Annotated in this window: 18 protein-coding genes; 8 read left to right on the top strand and 10 right to left on the bottom strand. The window is 65.4% G+C overall.

Annotation, left to right across the window (positions count from 1 at the left end; all coding sequences use genetic code 11):
- The first annotated feature begins 20 nt into the window (after positions 1-20).
- The gene (locus tag AB0H22_RS22005) at positions 21-1460 is read left to right on the top strand and encodes a CCA tRNA nucleotidyltransferase (protein WP_358148947.1); all 1440 of its coding nucleotides are present in this window, start codon (positions 21-23) and stop codon (positions 1458-1460) included.
- Between the two features lie 22 nt (positions 1461-1482).
- Here AB0H22_RS22005 and AB0H22_RS22000 read toward each other — a convergent pair whose 3' ends face one another.
- Entirely contained in the window at positions 1483-2229 is a 747-nt protein-coding gene (locus AB0H22_RS22000) for a TSUP family transporter (protein WP_358149050.1), read from the bottom strand.
- Between the two features lie 167 nt (positions 2230-2396).
- Between AB0H22_RS22000 and AB0H22_RS21995 the strand changes: the two genes are divergently transcribed.
- A complete protein-coding gene (locus tag AB0H22_RS21995; protein ID WP_358148945.1) occupies positions 2397-2945 on the top strand; it encodes a pullulanase in 549 nt (182 codons plus the stop codon).
- Here AB0H22_RS21995 and AB0H22_RS21990 read toward each other — a convergent pair.
- From AB0H22_RS21990 to AB0H22_RS21980, 3 genes are read right to left on the bottom strand one after another with little or no spacing between them, the layout of a single operon-like run.
- Positions 2913-4064 carry an acyltransferase gene (locus AB0H22_RS21990; RefSeq protein WP_358149047.1) on the bottom strand — a complete coding sequence of 384 codons (1152 nt, stop codon included), beginning with the start codon at positions 4062-4064 and terminating at the stop codon, positions 2913-2915. The genes AB0H22_RS21995 and AB0H22_RS21990 overlap by 33 nt on opposite strands.
- Before the next feature lie 39 nt (positions 4065-4103).
- Positions 4104-4883, bottom strand: a complete 780-nt coding sequence (locus AB0H22_RS21985; RefSeq protein ID WP_358148943.1) for a TIGR03084 family metal-binding protein — start codon at positions 4881-4883, stop codon at positions 4104-4106.
- Positions 4867-6228 (bottom strand): MFS transporter, encoded by a 1362-nt coding sequence (locus AB0H22_RS21980; protein ID WP_180749558.1) that lies wholly within the window; start codon positions 6226-6228, stop codon positions 4867-4869. Before AB0H22_RS21980 ends, AB0H22_RS21985 begins: the two co-directional genes overlap by 17 nt.
- A 143-nt stretch (positions 6229-6371) precedes the next feature.
- On the opposite strand from AB0H22_RS21980, the gene AB0H22_RS21975 reads away from it, so the two are divergent.
- On the top strand, positions 6372-6998 hold the full coding sequence (locus AB0H22_RS21975) for a YqgE/AlgH family protein (RefSeq protein WP_180749557.1): 627 nt from the start codon (positions 6372-6374) through the stop codon (positions 6996-6998).
- A gap of 19 nt (positions 6999-7017) precedes the next feature.
- On the opposite strand, the gene AB0H22_RS21970 is transcribed toward AB0H22_RS21975, so the two are convergent.
- From AB0H22_RS21970 to AB0H22_RS21955, 4 genes are all read right to left on the bottom strand, one after another.
- Positions 7018-7851 (bottom strand): DUF4393 domain-containing protein, encoded by an 834-nt coding sequence (locus AB0H22_RS21970; RefSeq protein ID WP_180749556.1) that lies wholly within the window; start codon positions 7849-7851, stop codon positions 7018-7020.
- Positions 7852-7886: 35 nt separating this feature from the next.
- Positions 7887-9263 (bottom strand): hypothetical protein, encoded by a 1377-nt coding sequence (locus AB0H22_RS21965; RefSeq protein WP_180749555.1) that lies wholly within the window; start codon positions 9261-9263, stop codon positions 7887-7889.
- Between the two features lie 127 nt (positions 9264-9390).
- Positions 9391-9789 carry a hypothetical protein gene (locus AB0H22_RS21960; protein ID WP_358148940.1) on the bottom strand — a complete coding sequence of 133 codons (399 nt, stop codon included), beginning with the start codon at positions 9787-9789 and terminating at the stop codon, positions 9391-9393.
- A 39-nt stretch (positions 9790-9828) separates the two neighbouring features.
- The gene (locus AB0H22_RS21955) at positions 9829-10812 is read right to left on the bottom strand and encodes an LpqN/LpqT family lipoprotein (RefSeq protein ID WP_358148938.1); all 984 of its coding nucleotides are present in this window, start codon (positions 10810-10812) and stop codon (positions 9829-9831) included.
- 189 nt (positions 10813-11001) lie between these two features.
- On the opposite strand from AB0H22_RS21955, the gene leuS reads away from it, so the two are divergent.
- Complete coding sequence (leuS, locus tag AB0H22_RS21950) at positions 11002-13881, top strand: leucine--tRNA ligase (RefSeq protein WP_358148936.1); 2880 nt, start codon at positions 11002-11004, stop codon at positions 13879-13881.
- Here leuS and AB0H22_RS21945 read toward each other — a convergent pair.
- The gene (locus AB0H22_RS21945) at positions 13878-14543 is read right to left on the bottom strand and encodes an SDR family oxidoreductase (RefSeq protein ID WP_180749551.1); all 666 of its coding nucleotides are present in this window, start codon (positions 14541-14543) and stop codon (positions 13878-13880) included. The genes leuS and AB0H22_RS21945 overlap by 4 nt on opposite strands.
- A 120-nt stretch (positions 14544-14663) precedes the next feature.
- On the opposite strand from AB0H22_RS21945, the gene AB0H22_RS21940 reads away from it, so the two are divergent.
- Positions 14664-16004, top strand: a complete 1341-nt coding sequence (locus tag AB0H22_RS21940) for a glycogen debranching protein (RefSeq protein WP_180749550.1) — start codon at positions 14664-14666, stop codon at positions 16002-16004.
- Here the strand turns inward: AB0H22_RS21940 and AB0H22_RS21935 are convergent, their stop codons facing one another.
- Positions 16005-16478, bottom strand: a complete 474-nt coding sequence (locus tag AB0H22_RS21935) for an Lrp/AsnC family transcriptional regulator (RefSeq protein ID WP_180749549.1) — start codon at positions 16476-16478, stop codon at positions 16005-16007.
- 168 nt (positions 16479-16646) lie between these two features.
- Here AB0H22_RS21935 and pdhA point away from each other — a divergent pair, with 168 nt between their 5' ends.
- Genes pdhA through AB0H22_RS21920 form a run of 3 tightly spaced genes read left to right on the top strand, consistent with a single transcriptional unit; the run spans position 16647 to position 20015 of the window.
- Entirely contained in the window at positions 16647-17732 is a 1086-nt protein-coding gene (gene pdhA, locus AB0H22_RS21930; RefSeq protein WP_180749548.1) for a pyruvate dehydrogenase (acetyl-transferring) E1 component subunit alpha, read from the top strand.
- Between the two features lie 11 nt (positions 17733-17743).
- On the top strand, positions 17744-18715 hold the full coding sequence (locus AB0H22_RS21925; RefSeq protein WP_180749823.1) for an alpha-ketoacid dehydrogenase subunit beta: 972 nt from the start codon (positions 17744-17746) through the stop codon (positions 18713-18715).
- 16 nt (positions 18716-18731) lie between these two features.
- Positions 18732-20015, top strand: coding sequence for a dihydrolipoamide acetyltransferase family protein (locus tag AB0H22_RS21920; protein WP_358148933.1), 1284 nt, complete (start codon positions 18732-18734; stop codon positions 20013-20015).
- Positions 20016-20076 lie beyond the last annotated feature (61 nt).

Raw genomic sequence — 20076 nt, 5'->3', positions numbered from 1 at the left:
GCGCCGGTAGGCTGCCCGACGTGCCCGAATCGATACCGACCGCCGAGCTGTTGGCCACCGCCCTGGTGGCCCTGAACCGGCACAAGAAGATGCTGTCGGAGTTGGGGGCACTCTTCGATTCGGCGGGTTTCAGCCTGTACCTGGTGGGCGGGAGTGTTCGTGACGCCGTCCTGGGCAGGGCAGGCACCGATCTGGACTTCACCACGGATGCCCGCCCCGAGCAGGTGCAGGAACTGGTGACGGGTTGGGCCGAGGCCATCTGGGACACCGGCATCGCTTTCGGCACCATCGGGGTAGCGCGCAAGGGGCAGCGGGTGGAGATCACCACGTTCCGCAGCGACAGCTATGACCAGCAGACGCGGAACCCGGAGGTGGTGTTCGGCGACAGCCTCCGCGGCGATCTGGTGCGCCGGGACTTCACCGTGAACGCGATGGCGGTCAAGATCGGGCCGGACGGACCCGGGGAGTTCTGCGATCCGCTGGACGGTTTGGAGGCGCTGCGTACGGGGGTACTGGATACCCCGTCGGCTCCCGAGATCTCCTTCGGTGACGACCCGCTGCGGATGCTGCGGGCGGCCCGGTTCGTCTCTCAGCTTGGTTTCGCGGTGGCGCCGCGGGTGGGTAAGGCGCTGACCGAGATGGCCGATCAGTTGGGTCGGATCACCGCTGAACGGGTACAGGCCGAACTGGACAAGTTGATCCTGGGCGCGCATCCGGTCGCCGGAATCGATCTGCTGGTGGAGAGCGGGCTCGGTGCGGTGGTGCTGCCTGAGGTCGGTGAGATGCAGTTGACCATCGATGAGCATCACCAGCACAAGGACGTGTATCGACACTCGCTGACGGTGCTGGAACAGTCAGTGGATCTTGAGGACGATGGCCCCGATCTGGTGCTGCGGTGGGCGGCGCTCCTGCACGACATCGGTAAGCCGGCCACCCGCCGGCACGAGGACGGCGGTGGCGTGAGCTTTCACCATCACGAGGTCGTCGGCGCCAAGATGGTGCGGAAGCGGATGCGTGCGCTCAAGTACTCCAAGCAGATGGTCGAAGACGTCTCGCAGCTGGTGTATCTGCATCTGCGGTTCCACGGGTACGGGGACGGCAAGTGGACCGATTCGGCGGTGCGCCGGTACGTCACCGATGCCGGGCCGTTGTTGCCGCGATTGCACAAGCTGGTGCGCGCTGACTGCACCACGCGCAATAAGCGACGCGCGGCCCGGCTGCAGGCCAACTACGACGGGCTGGAGCAGCGCGTCGCCGAGCTGGCGGCCATGGAGGATCTGGCGCGGGTGCGGCCCGATCTCGACGGTAACGCGATCATGGAGCTGTTGGGTGTGCCGGCCGGGCCGATTGTCGGGGAGGCGTGGCGGTTCTTGAAGGAGCTCCGGCTGGAGCGGGGTCCGCTCGATCATGACGAGGCGGTCGAGGCTCTGCGCGAGTGGTGGGCGGGTCGCAGCGGCTAGCCCCGCTTGCTCGTGTGTCCGGTCAGCCGAGCATGTCGTAGCCCAGCTTGCCCACCATCACCACGACGACCACCAGCAGCACCACGCGGACAAATCCGGCTCCGCGCCCAAGTGCCATGTGTGCGCCAAGCTGGGCACCCGCGATGTTCGCGAGGCCGAGGGCCAGCCCGAGCAGCCACAGCACGTGCCCCTGGGACGCGAAGACGATGAGCGCCCCGACATTGGTTCCCGAGTTGAGCACCTTCGCGGTGGCCGAGCTCTCCAGGAACGTCATCCCCGCGACGGCGGTCAACACGAGGATCATGAATGTCCCGGTGCCCGGGCCCATGATGCCGTCGTAGAACGCAATGAGGACGGCGGCAGTGGTGAGTGCGGTCAGGGTGGCGGCCTTGGTACGGGGGGTGTCGGCCTCCGTGGTTCCGAATTGGGGACGCGTCGCGACGAACAGTCCCACGGCCACCAGCAGGACGAGCACCACGGGCTTGAAGACGGATGCCGGTAGCCGCGAGGCGGTGTAGGCGCCGGCACTGGCGAAGGCCGCCGCGAGGACGAAGGCGCCGAGCAGCGGACGCCAGTTCAGGGGCGTTCGTGGGAAGAGCCGAATAGCGGCCGATGCGGTACCCGCCAGCGCGGTGAGTTTGTTGGTTCCGAGTGCGGTGGCGGGAGCCATCCCGGGGAAGATGAGCATCAGTATCGGGATGAGGATGAGCCCGCCCCCACCCACCACTGCGTCGACCCAGCCGGCGGCGGACGCGGCGGTGAGAAGCAGCGCGAGGGTAGGGGCGTCCACGGGGTCAGAGATTACGGATGGAACCAAACAGCTGCAGTTCCCCTCCCACGTATGTGAACCGAAATCAGCGCACGTTCTGTCTCCGCGGTTATCCACATGCCCGAAGACGACGGAACCGCCGCGCAGGCGGGGCGCTCATATCAGGTATGGACTACTGCTTTGGTGCGGGCGACGGCATCGTCACCGCGTGGGATGCGCCACCCAACGCTGACCTGGACGGTGACGGGGTACTGGATGCGGTGCGGCTGGATTTCGACGGTGACGGGGTGTTCGACGACATGATGTGGGACGCCGACGGCGACGGATCGGCCGATCACAGCGTCCTCGATGTGGACAACGATGGCACGCCCGAGACCTACTTCACCGATGATGGTCTGGGCACCTGGGTGTTTCACGTGGAACGAAGCGGATCGATCAGTTGGTTCGGCCTTGACGGGATCGAACACCCCGGCGGCGCAGCCGATCTCGACGGAGACGGGACACCCGAGCGGTTGCTCGATATGGATGGCGACGGTGATGCCGAAAGAGCCTACCGTACAACGGATTCCGGTGTGGCTGTGTACGTCGACACGACTGGCGACGGCCGCTGGGATGTCGAGCTCACCGATACCAACGGGGACGGAGCCGCCGACGCGTCGCGACCCCTCGGACCACCGCGGCCGTCAGCCGAGAATCCGGTCGAAGGATCGCCCTAGCGCACCTGTCCATGCGAGCGTGGGGTCGGACTCGTCCGCCACCCATGTGGGATGGTCGAGACTGAGCCGTCCCTCGCAGGTGGTGATGAAGAAAGTCGGCGGAGCCACCGCGGCCCGACTGGTGCGTGAACCGCTTGCGGAGGCGCGAAAGTCGTGAATCTGCACGCCCTCCGGCAGACGCAGAGTGGGAATACGCCCCCAGTTGGTGACCATAAGAGGATTCGTGACGGGTTGCCGCCAGATGTCCCGTGGTCGCAGAAAGACCTGATGCACGGCGCGTTGGGAAAGGCCATCTGCGAGGGAGCCCAGGACCGCACGTCCGATGCGCACAGGGTCATCCTCCGGCAGTACCTCGATCGCTGCGGTGTCCGCGCCTTGGATGACGGTGCCGGCCTCGGCGGCGAGGGGCGGTCCGATTCGCGTGCGCAGGTCCACCGAGGACACCACGCTGAACGGCACGGGGCCGCCCGAGCATGAAAGATCGTGCGCGGCAAGCAGGATCGCGGCACAGACGATTCCATGCACGGTGAGGCCGGACGCGCGTGCCACCTCGAACAAATGGGCGGTGGCATCCCGTCCCAGCCGGGTGCGTCCGTGCCGCGTCAGGACGGCCGCGGTGGCCTCCGAAGCGGGCTCCGGTGGCGTCGTCTGGTCAGGCCGCGGAATGTCGACCCCGCGGGCGGCGAGGAACTGCTCCAGCGACATGGCCAGTGGATGCGAAGGGGTGGTCCCGGGTGAGCCCGTCTCGACCACGTGGGTGTAGAACGCGCACAACGCCTCCAGATACCGCAGCGAGGCGGCGGCGTCGGCGATGCTGTGGTGCGTCAGCAAGGTCAGCCGAAAGTCACTGCCGTGCTGGGCCACATCGACGGCGCATACCGCGTCGGGGTCGACGACGGCGAAGCCCTCCGGTGGTAGGGCGGTGGATGTTCCCACCCGCAGCGCGGGCGTGCGGGGAGCGTGCTGCAACGCGTATCCGTTTCCGGCGGGAATGATCTCGGCGGCCAGCACAGGATGGCTCGTCAACAGCGCGTGGAAGGCGGTTGCCAGGGCTGCGATATCGAGCGCACCGGTTCCGAATGCCGAATACGCGACAGTGCTGCGGTTATCCGCGAACATCGCCTCCGAGGGGTAGAGCCGGCGATGGAACACCGAAAACTATCCGCGACCAGAACCCGGAGGTCCGGCGAATGCCTGTCCAATGGACAGCCATTTCTCGGCGTCCTCGCCGATGGCCTGTAGATCCAGCTCGGCCCGCGGACGCCGTTGGGTCACCAGGTAGCAGAAGTCGAGGGCCGAACCGGTGACCCGCTGGGCCGCGTCCTCGGGGCCCCAGATCCACGCATCGCCCTCGGGGCCGATCAGCTCGACCCGGAACGGTTCGGCGGGAGCAGGCAGTCCATGCACCGAGAACGCATAGTTTTGGGTCCGAACACCAAGATGGGCAATGGATTTGAGGCGAGCGGTCGGTGCGGTTGTCACCCCGAGCGCATCCGCGACGTCAAGGCCGTGCGCCCATGTCTCCATCAAGCGTGCGGTACCCATGGAAGCCGAGCTCATCGGCGGCCCGTACCAGGGGATCTTCACACCGTCCGGCACCGCGCGCAGCGCCGCATGCAGTTGGTTTCGAGTATCGCGCCAGTGGATGAGTAGTTCGGCGGGCGGAGTCTGTGCGGTTTCCTCGGCGGCCTTGTCCACGAATCCAAGTGGGTCGGCCAGCGCCTTGGGCAGCTCGTTGGCGAAGCCATCCGGATCGGTGACGGCCAGCAGCGACTGGGCATCGGTCCAATGCAGATGGGCGATTTGGTGGGCGATGGTCCAGCCCGCCGCGGGAGTGTCCTGGGCCCAGCCTTGTTCGGACAGCGGTGCCACCAGGGCATCGAGCCCATCGCTCTCGTCGCGCAGGTCGTCGATGACTGCGTCAGCGGTCGAGGTCACGGGTTGGTCCTTCCGGGTCGGGCTGGGTGGGCAGAGACTCAGGGTCGGGCTGGGTGGGCAGAGCTTCTGTGTCGGGCTGGTCCGGAGTGGGCCAAAGAGTCCGGGTCATATGCACGAGCAGGCCGATCAAGTAGACCACTGCTCCGGAGAGGGCCAGCCAGTGCGCATGCGTGATGAAGGCGGCGCTCACGCTCATCGCGGCGGTGAACGTCACCCAGAACAGCGAATCCTGTACGGCGAAAACGTGTCCGCGGAGGGCGTCGTCGACGTTGGTCTGCATCCCGACATCGGCGGACAGCTTGATCACCTGCCCCGCCATTCCCAGGCCGAACGCGGCACCCAGCAGGATTGGCATGTACAAACCCGAGGCCAACAGCTGCAGGACGACCGCACCGCCGAGCGCCATCCCGAGGGTGCGCCCGCGGCCGTACCGCCGCAGCAGGGCGGGGGTAGAGATCGTCCCCAGGAACGAGCCGATACCGGTGCACGCCAGGAACAATGCCGCCGCGCCGATCCCGGCGAACACCGACTCGGTATTGCGTACCAGGACGAGCACCAGCAGGGTGTTGATCCCGAACACCCATCGGTGTGCGGCGAGGCCGATGAGTGCATCGAACACCGACGGTGTGTTGACGATGGTCCGCGCTCCATGGATCCATCCGGTGGCCACCGCATAGAAGGCCGAGCCGTGTACGGCGCGCGCGGTGTCATCGGGGCCCAACCGGTCGCCGGAAAATCCGGAGGCGACCCACGCCGCCGCCGTGGCAGGCACGATCACCAGGAAAATGACTGTGGCAGAGCCCAAGTCTCCGGCGCCGAAGGCAGCCCGCAGCATCAGCATGAAATTGGCGCCGACAAAGGTGGCGCTGGCGCCGACGGCGGTGGCCACCGAGTTCATGGTCGCGACCTGATCCCGCGGCACCACATGGGGGAGTGCCGCAGACAGACCCGATGTCACGAATCGGGTGACTCCGTTGACGATCAGCGCGCCCAGCAGCAGCACCACATCGTCGGCGCTGAAGGCCAGTTCGATGCCGACGAGCGCCACCAGCAGCACGCGAATCAGGTTGGCGACGATCAGGACGGTGCGCCGGTCCCAGCGGTCCAGTAGCGCACCTGCGAACGGACCGATCGCCGAGTACGGCAGGAACAGCACCGCGAACGCCCCGGCGATGGCCCAGGGCTCGGCCTCACGCTCCGGGTTGAACAACAGCGCACCGGCAAGCCCGGCCTGGAAAAGGCCGTCACTGAACTGGGTAAGCAGCCGCACCCACACGAGCCGCCCGAAGTCGGGGAGATCGTGGATCGCGCGCCACAGACTCAGCGGCGAGTGGCGCGGAGTCATGTGAGTCGCTTTCGTGGTGTCGGCTGGGGCATCTAGGGAATTGGCGATAGGAATTAGGCAGAGTACTTAACGCCCACACTACAAATGTGTAGCGGTTAGCCGAGCACAAGTCATGAAACGGCAAACGGTGTCATGATGTTGAGGTGGCGCATGGGGACGAGCCCGATGAGGGCGAGGCATACAGCGAGGGGTACATGGCGCCCCCCGCACATCGCCTGCGCGCGGGTACCTTGCTGATCGCCAATACCAATCTCTTCGAGCCGACCTTTCGGCGCAGCGTGATCTTCATCGTCGAGCACAATGACGGCGGCACGCTGGGCGTGGTGCTCAACCGGGCCAGCGAGACGGCGGTGTACAACGTACTGCCACAGTGGGCCAAGCTCGCCAGCAAGCCCAAGACGATGTTCATCGGCGGTCCGGTCAAGCGGGATGCGGCGCTCTGTCTGGCGACGCTCCGGGCCGGAGTCAGCATTGACGGCGTGAAGGGTCTGCGTCATGTGGCGGGCCGCATGGCCATGGTCGATCTTGATGCCGAGCCCGAGGATATCGCCCCGCTGGTCGAGGGCATCCGGGTCTTCGCCGGCTACTCGGGTTGGACGATCGGTCAGCTGGAGGGTGAGGTCGAGCGCGACGACTGGATCGTGTTGTCGGCGCTCCCGTCCGATGTGCTCACCGATGCGTGTGCCGACCTATGGGCCAAGGTGCTGCGGCGGCAGCCGCTGCCTTTGTCGTTGTTGGCGACGCACCCCATCGACGTCAGCCGCAACTAACCCTTACGCGCCGCGTGACCTAGAGATCGTCGCCCACCGATGGATCCGGTGGGATGACGGCCCGGCAGAAGTCCTCACCGAACGGCGTCAGGTGGACGCTGCGGCGGACGGTCTTGTGTGCGCGGCCCGCGCGTCGGCAGGCCGCGACGACATCCGGTTGCACCTCCAACACCTGATAGCGCTCGGCCGCAACCGCTTCCGTCGATGCGCGGACCAGGCCGAGCCGCACGAGATTATTGGTGTACGCGTTGTTGCGGTCGGTGTAGCGGCAGCCGGATCGTTCGGCCACCATCGATAGACCCTCGGCGATCATCTCCGAGCCGACGTCGAACGGACGGCTGGTGCGCACGTCCACCACCGGTTGCGCGCCGTGCGCGGCAAGGAACCGCAGAATGCGCGCTTCATCGGGTGCCAGCTGATTGAGAATCCGGGCATAGGCGGGGTGGGTGTCCTCGACGTCACTGACATCTGCTGAACGCCGCAGCAATTCGGCTCCGCGCCGCCGCAATTCATCACAGTCGGGGGAGCCCGATTCGGTGATGTCGATGGTGACCCGTGACGGGGTGGGTTGTTGCGGTTTGACGAACGAGAGCCCGCTCGAATCGGATGGCAGCTGCAGCGCATCGCGAACGGCTCCCAGGACGTGCTCGGTGGCCGACAGCGCGATATCGGAGGCCGACCGCCCGGCACGCACATCGTCGATGATCTTGGTGCCCGTGGTGGTGGCGATATCTGCCGACCACTTCACGCCGCGCCACCAGGTTTTCGCGGCCAGCATGGCGACGCCCTGGACTACGCGATCTGGCCGTACCTGGCGATTGTTGTGCGCGGGGACGGGCGTGTTATCGGTCATCGGGCATCATCTTGTCAGGTCGTTTCGGGCATGTGTCATCCCGCCGGTGGGAAGATCAGCAGGTGCGCCAGGCCGCCGGCGGCCCCGAGAACGGCCCCGTGCACGAACAGCAACCACTCGTCCTGTTTGACCGCCGAGCGCAGCAACTCGTTGAAATCGTCGAGTGAGAGCTTGTGCATCTGGGTTGAGACGAACGAGCCGATTTTGCCCTGGCGTTGTTTGTTGAATTCCGGATCGGAAAACGCAAGGGGTGCAAAACCGGTTGCCTCGAGGGTGACGGATTCGGTGATCTGGTCGTACTGGCGCCGGCCGACGGCCACCCGGATGGCGCGGCGGGCGGGCCCGAGGGCCTGCTCGAGTGCCGGCCGGATACCGTCGGCCAGCATCTGCCGAGTGCGATCCGAACGCGGCCCGTTGAGCATCTCGTTGCCGATGTTCTCCAGGGTGATGACGTTCTCGGAGATGGTGCGCGCGTATTCCTCCGAGATCTCCGCCTTGCGTTTGATGAACAGACCCTGACGCCACGGCACCCATTTACTGGGGTGAACCGGTTCGAAGATCATGGTGATGCCGAGGTAGTTGACGATGTACCCGATGACGATTCCACCCAGTGGCAGCACGATCCACGGTGTCCACCAGTGGTGGGGAACGGAATGCAGGATCCCGACGAGAACGAAGCCCATGGGGTAGCCGAAGTAGAAGCCGAAGTTCTGCATGAACTGCAGCTCTTTGGTGCCCATGGTCCGGAAGATGTCGTTGAGCAACTTGGGATGCGCGGTGAGGTACCGGATGATCATCAGCTTGGCGTCGACCAGCTGCCCGATGTTCTCGCCGATCTGGTCGGTCATATTCTTGACGATCTGCGGCAGCTGGTTCTCGATGCGCTTGAACATCATTTCCCGCAGCGCCGGGGGCAGGTTGTGCCACAGCTGCGGGTTCTCCCGCTCCATGATCTTGGTGATGACGCTACGAATCTCTGACTTGGCAATCAGCGCAAGGTGATTGGCTATGAGGTCCGGTTCGAGCTGCTCATAGAAATCCGAGATGCTGCCGAGCTTGGCCAGGCTCTTGTCGACGGCGATGCTGGCCATCTTCTCGGCGCGCGACGGCACGATGCCCTGCCATCCGAACCGTCCGTCGGAGGTGATGGCGGGGATCACCTGCACGCGCCGGGGCAGGAACGCGTACAGCGTGCGTAACCCCGGGATGCGCCAGCCGTAGAAACGCAAGGGTGCGAACAGCATCAGCACACCGGTCCAGTTGGTGATGTACCCGATGATGCCGGTGAACAGGGGGACGGTGAGCAGATCCACCATCAGCTGGTCATCGCGATAGATGTACGCAGCGATACCGGAAACGAGGGTGAGAACACCAACAAAGATGAACTTCACCATCTGTTTGGTGTCTTTCACGGCTCCCTTTCTGACCACACTCGTCTGCGAGTGTTCGGAGACATCACACCAAAAAAGGGGCGGACGTGGGCGAATACCGCTCAGATTCCGATGAGGTCGTGGCGGCGGTGTCTAAAGAGTGGACACGTTAGGGCCGCGCGCACACGGATGAGCCGCTTGCGCGAAGACCGTCAGATCCGGATGAGCCGCGTGCGGCGGTGCTCGGGCATCCTGCACAGGAACTACCGCAGCCGCCCGAGGATGACGACATTTGTTGTGCGGCGGTGGTGTACCGCGATACCTGCCACGCTGCCGCACTCACCGTCGCAACGGCAGCAATGCAGCACACCAACAGCCCCACCAAACCGATTGTGGTGGAGCCGAATAACGCGGCGACAGCGCCGGGCACAAGAATGACCGCGGCCGCGGCCTGAGCCGGTGCCATCATGCGCTGCGGGCTGCCGTGCGGTGCGCGCAGGAACGCCGCTGCCGCCAGCGCAGCCAGCAGCCCGGCGAGGGCAATGGTCACGATAGCGGCGGTCAGCACCCGCTCAGTTTAAGGGGTGTCAGATCGGCGTCGAAAAGGTTATGCCGCGGGCGGCGCCGGAGGCACAAGCGGAGGCAGGGTGGGCAGGGGCGGCAGACCGGGGATCCCCGGTGCCGGAGCAGGCGGTGCGTTGGGGTCCGCGGGTGCTCCCGGAGCGGGCGTCAGGGGTGCTGCCGGCAGGGCATCCGGATCGGCGAGGGCATTGGGATCGGCTACCGGCGCCGTGACCGGTGCGGCATCCCCGAAGCGCAGCCCGTTGACGATCAGGTCGGTGGCCGGGGCCTCGGCGATGGCGTTGCCGACGGTGGTGGTGACGGCCAGTTGAACCAGGTACCGGTCCTTGCCCTGCGTGATGATCACGGCACGGCGTGAGGTGTTGAGGGTTTCACCGTCCTGGCGGAAGGTGCCCTCCACAACCGAGGACGGAAAGCCCTGGTAGGTGACCAGCGAGGCGTCGGTCGGCTGCCAGCCCTGCAAGCCCCTGACCTCAACAGGGCCGTGCGAGACGGCCTCGTTGGTATCGAATTCGCCGACGAGCTTGCTCATCAGGACCTGCGCGTTGGACTGGTACAGCCCGGTGCCGTTGGCCTTGCTGACAATCACCTGGTAGGCGTTGGGGACGTTGGGGTCCGGCACGTCCGCCCAGTTGCTCGGGACGGGGATAGTGATACGCGGGCCGCCATGGCTGTTCTTGGTCAGCGGTTCCAGCTTGACGTTTTTGGATGTGAAGAACTCCGCCAGAGTGCCTTCGGCAGCGGGTGCGACCCCGTTGATCGGGGCCGCAGGCTGCAACGGATTCGTGGACGCGGCGGGCGCCGCCGCGGCATTCGGGGCAGCCGGGGCGTTGGGAGTCGCCGCCGGTGGGACGGGAGCCGAGGTGGCCGCGTTCGGAGTGGCCACCGGTGCGGGAGGCACGGGTACCGGCTGCGGGTCGGCCAGCGCCACGGCGGCAGTCCCGACGAGCAGCGCCGCGACGGAGATCGTGGCCGCCGCGAATCTGACTGAATACCGTATGGTCGTCACCTTTTGGTCCCTCCGGATCTGTCCAGTGCGTGGTGTGAGGTTGTCTTGTGGCGATCCCGAAGTTAGTGACCGCAGCTGAGAAACCACCCCGGACACCCCCGGAAGTGGCCGGATTGTGACCAGAGTGATGAACTCTCGTCGCCAAACCGGCGATTTCAGTCCCTGAGCTGCCGCCTTTACCCTTGACGGGTGAGTGAAGCCCAGCAGGATGCCACCGCCAGTACTTCTGGAGAAACCCCCGAGCATCGCTACACCGCGCAGCTCGCCGGGCAGATCGAGCGTCGCTGGCAACAGGACTGGGCCGACCGCGGCACCTTTCACGTACCGAACCCGGTGGGATCGCTCGCACCCACCGATGGCACACCGGTTCCCGCGGACAAGATGTTCGTCCAGGACATGTTCCCGTATCCGTCGGGTGATGGTCTGCATGTCGGACACCCGCTGGGCTATATCGCGACGGATGTCTACGCCCGGTTCCACCGGATGCGCGGCGCCAATGTGCTGCACGCGCTGGGGTTCGACGCATTCGGGCTGCCTGCCGAGCAGTACGCGGTGCAGACCGGCACCCATCCGCGGGTGCGAACCGAGGCGAACATCGTCAACTACAAACGCCAGCTGGGGCGGCTCGGCCTGGGCCACGATTCACGCCGCAGCTTCGCCACCACCGACGTCGGCTTCTACAAGTGGACGCAGTGGATCTTCCTGCAGATCTACAACGCCTGGTACGACACCGACGCTCAGCGGGCCCGTCCCATTCGTGAGCTGGTCGCCGAATTCGATTCAGGTGTACGTAAGCCCACCAGCGGTGGGGCGTGGGACGAGCTGAGTGCCGGTGAGCAGGCGGATCTCGTCGACTCGTATCGCCTGGTTTACCAATCGGATTCAGTGGTCAACTGGTGTCCGGGACTGGGCACCGTGCTGGCCAACGAAGAGGTCACCTCGGATGGTCGCAGCGAGCGCGGGAACTTCCCGGTATTCCGTAAGCGGTTGCGGCAGTGGATGATGCGGATCACCGCGTACTCCGACCGGCTGATCGATGACCTGGAGTTCCTGGACTGGCCCGACAAGGTCAAGGCCATGCAGCGCAATTGGATCGGCCGGTCCCAGGGTGCTTCGGTGCTGTTTGCCGTAGAAGGTCGGCCGGGTGCGGGCGATATCGAGGTGTTCACCACCCGACCCGACACGCTTTTCGGCGCCACCTACATGGTGCTGGCCCCCGAACACCCGCTGGTCGACGCGCTGGTCGGGGACACCTGGCCGGACGGGACCGATGCGCGGTGGACCGGCGGGCAGGAGTCACCGCGCGCGGCGATCGCGGAATACCGTCGCTCCATTGCCGCCAAGAGTGATCTGGAACGTCAAGAGAACAAAGAAAAGACGGGCGTCTTCACGGGCGCGTACGCCACCAATCCGGTGAGCGGGGATCCGGCGCCGATCTTCATCGCCGACTATGTGCTGGTTGGCTACGGTACCGGGGCCATCATGGCGGTGCCGGGCCATGACCAGCGTGACTGGGACTTCGCTAACGCCTTCGGTCTGCCTGTGCGAGAGGTGATCTCCGGCGGAGATATCACCCAGGCCGCATACACGGGCGATGGTGCATTGGTGAACTCCGACTACCTGAACGGGCTGGACGTCGATGTGGCCAAGGCCGAGGTGACGCGCAGACTGGTCATCGACCGGCGCGGCGAATCGCGCATCGAATACAAACTGCGCGACTGGCTCTTTGCACGCCAACGCTATTGGGGCGAGCCGTTCCCGATCGTCTACGACGAGGATGGGCGACCGCACGCGTTGGCCGATGGCACGTTGCCGGTCGAACTGCCCGAGGTCGAGGACTACGCACCGGTGTCCTTCGATCCGGATGACGCAGCGTCGGAGCCGTCGCCGCCGTTGTCCAAGGCCACTGACTGGGTGAATGTCGAGCTGGACCTGGGGGATGGGTTCAAGCACTACACCCGCGACACCAATGTGATGCCGCAGTGGGCGGGCAGCTCCTGGTACGAGCTGCGCTACGCCGATCCGGACAATGCGGAAGCGTTCTGCGACAAGGAGAACGAGGCATACTGGTTGGGTCCGCGCCCGGCCGAGCACGGCCCGGACGACCCGGGCGGGGTCGACTTGTACGTCGGCGGCATGGAGCATGCTGTGCTGCACTTGCTGTATTCGCGGTTCTGGCACAAGGTGCTGTACGACCTCGGGCATGTCAGCTCACGCGAGCCGTACCGGCGCCTGCTGAACCAGGGCTATATCCAGGCCCACGCCTACACCGACTCGCGGGGGATGTACGTGCCGGCCGCCGAGGTGGTCGAGGAGAACGGAAAGTTCTTCTACCAGGGGGCCGAGGTAAATCAAGAGTTCGGCAAGATCGGTAAGAGCCTGAAGAACTCGATCTCACCCGATGACATCTGCGAGAACTACGGCGCCGACACGCTGCGCGTGTACGAGATGTCGATGGGTCCACTGGAGCTGTCCCGCCCTTGGGCGACAAAGGATGTGGTGGGTGCGCACCGTTTCCTGCAGCGGGTGTGGCGCGCGGTCGTCGACGAGGAGACCGGCAAGATTCGCGTCTCTGAAGGCAACCTGGATGAGTCGAACAGCGAAGGCACCCTGCGGGTGTTGCACAAAACCATCGCGGGTGTCACGGAAGACTATGCGGCGCTGCGTAATAACACCGCGGCCGCCAAGTTGATCGAGTACACCAATCACCTGACCAAGGTGTACCCGCAGGGTGCCCCGCGGGCCGCGGTGGAACCGCTGGTGCTCATGCTGGCTCCGCTGGCGCCGCACCTGGCCGAGGAGCTGTGGAGCCAGCTGGGTCGCGACGAGTCGCTGGCCCACGGACCTTTCCCGGCATCCGATGTGCGATGGCTGGTGGCCGATACCGTCGAGTATCCGATTCAGGTGAACGGCAAGGTACGTGGCCGCATCACGGTGGCTGCCGACGCACCGGCCGCCGATATCGAGGCGGCGGCACTTGCGGAGGAGAAGGTGCTGGAGTTCCTGGCGGGCGTCACCCCGAAGAAGGTCATCGTGGTGCCGGGCCGCATGGTGAACCTGGTCGTCTAGTTCTGGCGCACCACGATCTGGTGAACACGGGCGTCACGTGGCAGGTTCACGGCATCGGCGACTAGTTGTGCGACGGACTCGGGGCGCATGTACTCGTCCGGGTTGTATGTGCGCCCTTCGTGTTCGGTGAGCTCCTGTTGCATGGGCGTGCTGATCCTGCCGGGATGTACCGAGGTCACCCGCAGCGCGGGCTCCTCGGCGCGCAAGACATCGGCGAAGCCGCGCAGCGCAAACTTGCTCGCCGAGTATGAACCTATTCCGGCGTGCGCGTTGATCCCCGCTCCGGAGTTGATGAACACGATGTCACCCTGCGCCGCGCGGAGGGCGGGAAGGAGCGCCTTGGTCAGTGCAACGGGTGCTAATACGTTGATATCGAACGTCTTTCGCCAGTCGCCCAGCGCCGAATCGGCAATCGTCGCCGGATAGGACACACCGGCGTTGTGCACCAGTACGTCAAGTGTGCCGATATCGGTGGCGGCGGCGAGTACCGCGTCCTCGTCCCCCAGGTCCACCGACCACGCGGTGGCATCCAGTTCGCCGGCCAGCTCATCGAGCCGCGCGGACGGGCGGCCTCCCAGGAGGAGCTCATGGGTGGGAGCGAGTGCACGCGCGATGGCGGTACCGAGGCCGCCGCTTGCACCGGTGATGAGAGCGAGAGGCATGCGCGTCACGTTAGCCCTCTTATGCCGGATGTCGACTTTTGGCGGGTTCTACTCGCACTTTCGCACCAAAAGTCGATATTCGACGAGAGGGAATGGTCGGGTACACCCCACAATGGACGGATGCCATCCCACCCGATGTTCACCCCCACGCAGCTAGCCGCACGCGCGGCATACCTGCTCAGGGGGAATGACCGGGGGACGATGACCAGTGCCGCGCCCAAGCTGTACCCGCACATGTGGAGCTGGGATGCGGCATTCGTGGCGGTGGGGCTCGCGCCGCTGAGCGTCGAACGGGCGGTCACGGAACTGGACACGCTGCTCTCGGCGCAATGGGCCAACGGGATGATCCCGCATATCGTCTTCGCCAACGGGGTCGACGGGTACTTTCCCGGACCCGCTCGCTGGCGGACCTCAGAGCTGGCAGCGAACGCGCCATCGGGATACCAAACCTCGGGGATCACCCAACCACCCGTACATGCCATTGCGGTACAACGCATCTTGGATCACGCGCGCCGTCGAGGTCGTAGTGCGCGGGGTGTTGCCGAGGCATTCCTGGACCGGCGCTGGGCCGATCTCATGCGGTGGCACCGTTGGCTCGCCGAGACACGGGACCAGAACGGGCACGGTCGAATCACTCTGTATCACGGGTGGGAATCGGGGATGGACAACTCTCCGCGTTGGGATGCGGCCTACGCCAACGTAGTTCCGGGCGAGCTGCCGGCGTATGTGCGCGAGGACACCGCGATCGTCACCGATCCGTCACAGCGCCCCAAGGACTCCGAGTACGACGTGTACCTGTGGCTGCTGGAAGAGATGAAATCGGTGCGGTACGACGACGCGAGACTGCCCGACGCGATGAGCTTTGTCATGGAGGACGTGTTCGTCTCGGCGATCTTCTCGGTGGCCTGCGAAGTGTTGGCCACCATCGGCGAGGAGCACGCCCGGCCGCACGCCGATGTGCGAGAGCTGCACGGCTGGGCCGACCGGTTTCGACGCGGAGTTCTCGATACTACCGAGGAACGTAACGGTGCGGCAAGGGATTTCGACGTCAAGACCGGCAAGTGGGTGGCGACCGATACAGTGGCGATGTTCGCGCCGCTGCTCTCCGGCGGTCTACCGCGCCCGCGGGAGCTGGCACTGCTGAGACTGTTGGAGGGGCCGCGGTTCTGTGGCCACCCGGATCTGCGGTATGCACTGGTGCCCTCGACGTCGCCGGTGTCGCGAGACTTTCGTCCGCGCGAGTATTGGCGGGGCCCGGTGTGGCCGGTGCTCACCTGGCTGTTCTGTTGGGCGTTCGAACGGCGGGGATGGAGCGAGCGTGCGTTCCTGTTGCGGCAGGAGGGATTACGCCAAGCGGGCGACGGGTCGTTCGCGGAGTACTACGAGCCCTTCACCGGCGCGCCCCTAGGCAGCATGCAGCAATCCTGGACGGCCGCAGCAGTTCTGGACTGGCTCGGCTAGTCACTCAGCACCGGCGAGGCGCCTCAGCAGTGGTGTCATCCGGAATGCCACCAACTCGTGCATCGCAATCGCGATCGAGGTCCGGGCGATGCCGGGGATATCGAGGATGTTTCCGGCGATCCGGTACAGGTCGTCGCTGTCGACGGCCACCACCTTGATCATCAGGTCGTCGGCGCCCGCGAGGCCGTGCACCTGCACCACCTCCGGCACGTCGGCGAGGGCCACCCCGATGGCCTTCAGTTGGTGCTGGTCGATGCGCGCGGTGACGTACGCGGTCATCGGATAGCCCATCGCGCGCGGCACGATCTGGTGGTCGATCCCGGCCAGCGCCTCGTGTTGGTCCCAGCGGGTTAGCCGCGCCTGCACGGTGTTGCGCGACAGATTGAGCCGCTGCGCCAGCTCGACCCCGGACGCGCGGGGTGTTTGCGTGAGCGCGAGTAATAGCTTCGCATCAGTGGCGTCCAGAGTGGTCATAGCGCGCAGTATCGCACAGAATGGCCCAACAAATATGCGCAGAATGCTCAATGTGACACGCGTCGGTTGCGCAGTATGACTATCTGATGCACTGTGAGGCATGGCACACCCACAAGGTGGCAGTCATCCATCGGCGGTGCACCACATCGTTAGCGAGGCGAGGCGGTTATGGAGACCATCCAGCTTCTGGATCCGGACGGCAACCGGGTCGAGAATCCGGCGTACACGCCGCTGATCAGCGATGTCCTGGACGAGGAAGGTCTGGCCCAGCTGAGGGCGCTGTACGAGGACATGGTCGTGGTGCGGCGCATCGACACCGAGGCCACGGCACTGCAGCGGCAGGGCGAGCTAGCGCTGTGGGCGCCGCTGCTGGGCCAGGAGGCCGCACAGGTTGGCTCCGCGCGCGCACTGGAGCACGACGACTTCGCCTTCACCAGTTTCCGTGAGCACGGCGTCGCCTACTGCCGTGGTGTCGAACCCACCGCCATGCTGCAGTTCTGGCGCGGTTCCACACAATCGGGCTGGAATCCCCGCGACCACAACATCACTGCACCGGCGATCATCGTCGGGGCACAATCCCTGCACGCCACCGGATACGCGATGGGGGCCAAATTCGACGGCTCGGACACCGCAGTCATTGCGTACTTCGGCGATGGCGCCACCAGCCAGGGGGATGTCTCGGAGGCTTTCGCCTTCGCGTCGAGCTTCGGTGCCCCCGTTGTCTTCTTCTGTCAGAACAACCAGTGGGCCATCAGTGAGCCCGTCCGAGTGCAGAGCCAGCTGCCGCTGGCGGCCCGCGGCATAGGATTCGGCATCCCGGGAATCCAGGTCGACGGGAACGATGTGCTTGCCGTGATGGCCGCAACACGGTCGGCGTTACGGCGCGCCCGAGAGGGCAGCGGACCCACCCTTATCGAAGCCGTCACCTACCGTATGGGGCCGCACACCACTTCCGACGATCCGACTAAGTACCGCAACGCCGCGGAGCTCGACGAATGGCGCGCCAAGGATCCGCTGTCGCGGGTGCAGAAGTACCTGGAGAGCCATGGGGCGCTGAGTGAGTCGGAGAAACAGCGCATTGCGGCCAAGGCCGACACGGTGGCCGCGGACATGCGTGCCGGTTGTCTCGGCACGGTCGAGCCGACTGCCGCCGACATGTTCAACCACGTGTACGCAGAACCACATTCGCTTGTCGCCGCGGAACGGCGCGACTACCTGGAGTACCTGGCCGGATTCGAGGAGGCAGCATCATGACCAGAATGACCATGTCCGGCGCCCTGAATGCGGGCCTGCGGGCGGCCCTGGAGGACGACGACAAGGTGATCGTCATGGGCGAGGACGTCGGCAAGCTCGGCGGCGTCTTCCGGGTCACCGACGGGCTGCAGAAGGACTTCGGCGACCACCGTGTCATTGATACACCGCTCGCGGAGTCTGGAATCATCGGTACTGCAGTTGGTTTGGCGATGCGTGGATACCGCCCGGTGTGCGAGATCCAGTTCGACGGCTTCGTGTACCCCGCCTTCGACCAGATCGTCAGTCAGGTTGCGAAGCTGCACTACCGCACCAAGGGTGCAGTGGGCATGCCACTGACCATCCGCATCCCGTTCGGCGGCGGTATCGGTGCGGTGGAACACCATTCGGAGTCTCCGGAGGCCTACTTCGCGCACACCGCCGGCTTGCGGGTGGTGTCCTGCAGCTCGCCGCAGGACGCGTACGACATGATCCGCCAGTCCGTCGCGTGTGACGACCCGGTGATCTTCTTCGAACCCAAGCGCCGCTACTGGGAGAAGGGTGAGGTGATCCTGGATAGCGCGGGAGGGGCCGAACCGCTGCCTCTCTCCTCCGCGCGCATCGTCCGGCCCGGTACTGGGGCCACTATTGCCGCGTACGGGCCGATGGTCGCCGTTGCCTCCGCCGCCGCGGAAATGGCGGCCGAGGAGGGAATATCGATCGAGGTCGTGGATCTACGTTCTCTCTCACCCGTTGACTTCGACACCCTGGAAGCTTCGGTACGCAAGACCGGACGGTTGGTGGTGGTTCACGAGGCGTCGGTGTTCATGGGATTGGGCGCAGAGATCGCGGCGCGCATCACCGAAAGGTGCTTCTACCATCTTGAGGCGCCGGTTCTGCGGGTTGGCGGCTTCGCCCTTCCGTACCCTGCCAACAAGGTGGAGCACCACTATCTGCCCGACGCCGAACGAGTGATGGACGCCGTCGACCGGGCCATGGCAGCGTAGGGAGGGGACGAAATCCATGGCAGTCAAACAGTTTCTACTCCCGGATCTCGGCGAGGGGCTCACCGAAGCCGATCTGATCACCTGGAAGGTGAAGGTCGGCGACGAGGTGAAGCTGAACCAGGTGCTCGCCGATGTGGAGACTGCCAAAGCGATGGTCGAGCTACCGTCCCCGTACGAGGGGACGGTAGTGGCCCTGGAGGCGACCGAGAGCTCCACTATTGCGGTGGGTTCGCCATTGATCTCGATCGAGGTGGCCGGCGCGGAACCCGACCAGCCCGCCAACCTTGTCGGCTACGGTCCGTCGGAATCGAGTGGCCAGACGCGGCGGCGTCGTCGCGTGACAGGAGTGGGGTCGGCCGCTCTCGCCCTCGTGGAACCTGCCGAGGCGCCCGCGCCGGAGACTGTTCTACCGGCTGCCAAGCCGTCGGTCCGCAAGCTCGCCGCCGAACTGGGTGTGGCTCTCGAACACATCAGCGGGACGGGTATCGGGGGCAGCATCACCCGACAGGATGTGGAGGCCCACACTCGGAGCCTCACGGCGCAGGCCGTGCCGGAGCCTGTGATCCGGGTGTCGGCACCGGAGGTGGCCGGCCTTGCGGCTCCGGTGGGAGGGGAGACGCGGATAACCATCGCGGGCATCCGGAAGCACACCGCCGCCGCGATGGTTCGTAGCGCCTTCACCGCGCCGCATGTCACCGAATTCCTCACGGTCGACATGACCGCGACGATGGAGCTGCTCGCAGAACTGAAGGTCAAGTACCCGAACCTCAAACTCACGCCGACGACCCTGGTGGCGCGGATGGTGCTGCTGACTCTGCGATCGCATCCCTCGCTCAACTCCAGCTGGGATGAGCAGGCCGGTGAGATCGTCGTCAAGCACTATGTGAACCTCGGACTGGCGGCCGCCACCGCACGCGGCCTGGTGGTGCCGAACATCAAGAGCGCTAACGCGATGTCACTGCATGAACTGGCCGCCGCCATCGCACAGTTGGTGATCACCGCACGCGAGGGCAAGACCGCTCCCGCCGATATGACGGCAGGAACGTTCACGCTCACCAACATCGGGGTGTTTGGCGTCGACGCGGGCACTCCGATCATCAATCCGGGCGAGGCCGCCATCCTGGCCCTGGGATCTGTCGCCAAACGCCCCTGGGTGGTGAAGGGAGAACTCGCGGTCCGCGACGTCACCACGCTGGCGCTGTCCTTCGACCACCGGCTGGTCGACGGTGAGCAGGGATCGAGATTCCTCGCGGATCTGGGCGCGATGCTCACTGATCCGCGCCTGGCCCTGGTGGTGTAGCTACACTTCTAGCAAACCCGGTTCGAGGGTGCGGGGATACCTATGGTTCCGACAACAAGGT

Source organism: Mycobacterium sp. NPDC050853, from assembly GCF_040653875.1.
Taxonomy (GTDB): Bacteria; Actinomycetota; Actinomycetes; order Mycobacteriales; family Mycobacteriaceae; genus Mycobacterium.
The sequence above is the reverse complement of the archived record's forward strand: the minus strand, read 5'-3'. Positions and strand labels throughout refer to the sequence as shown.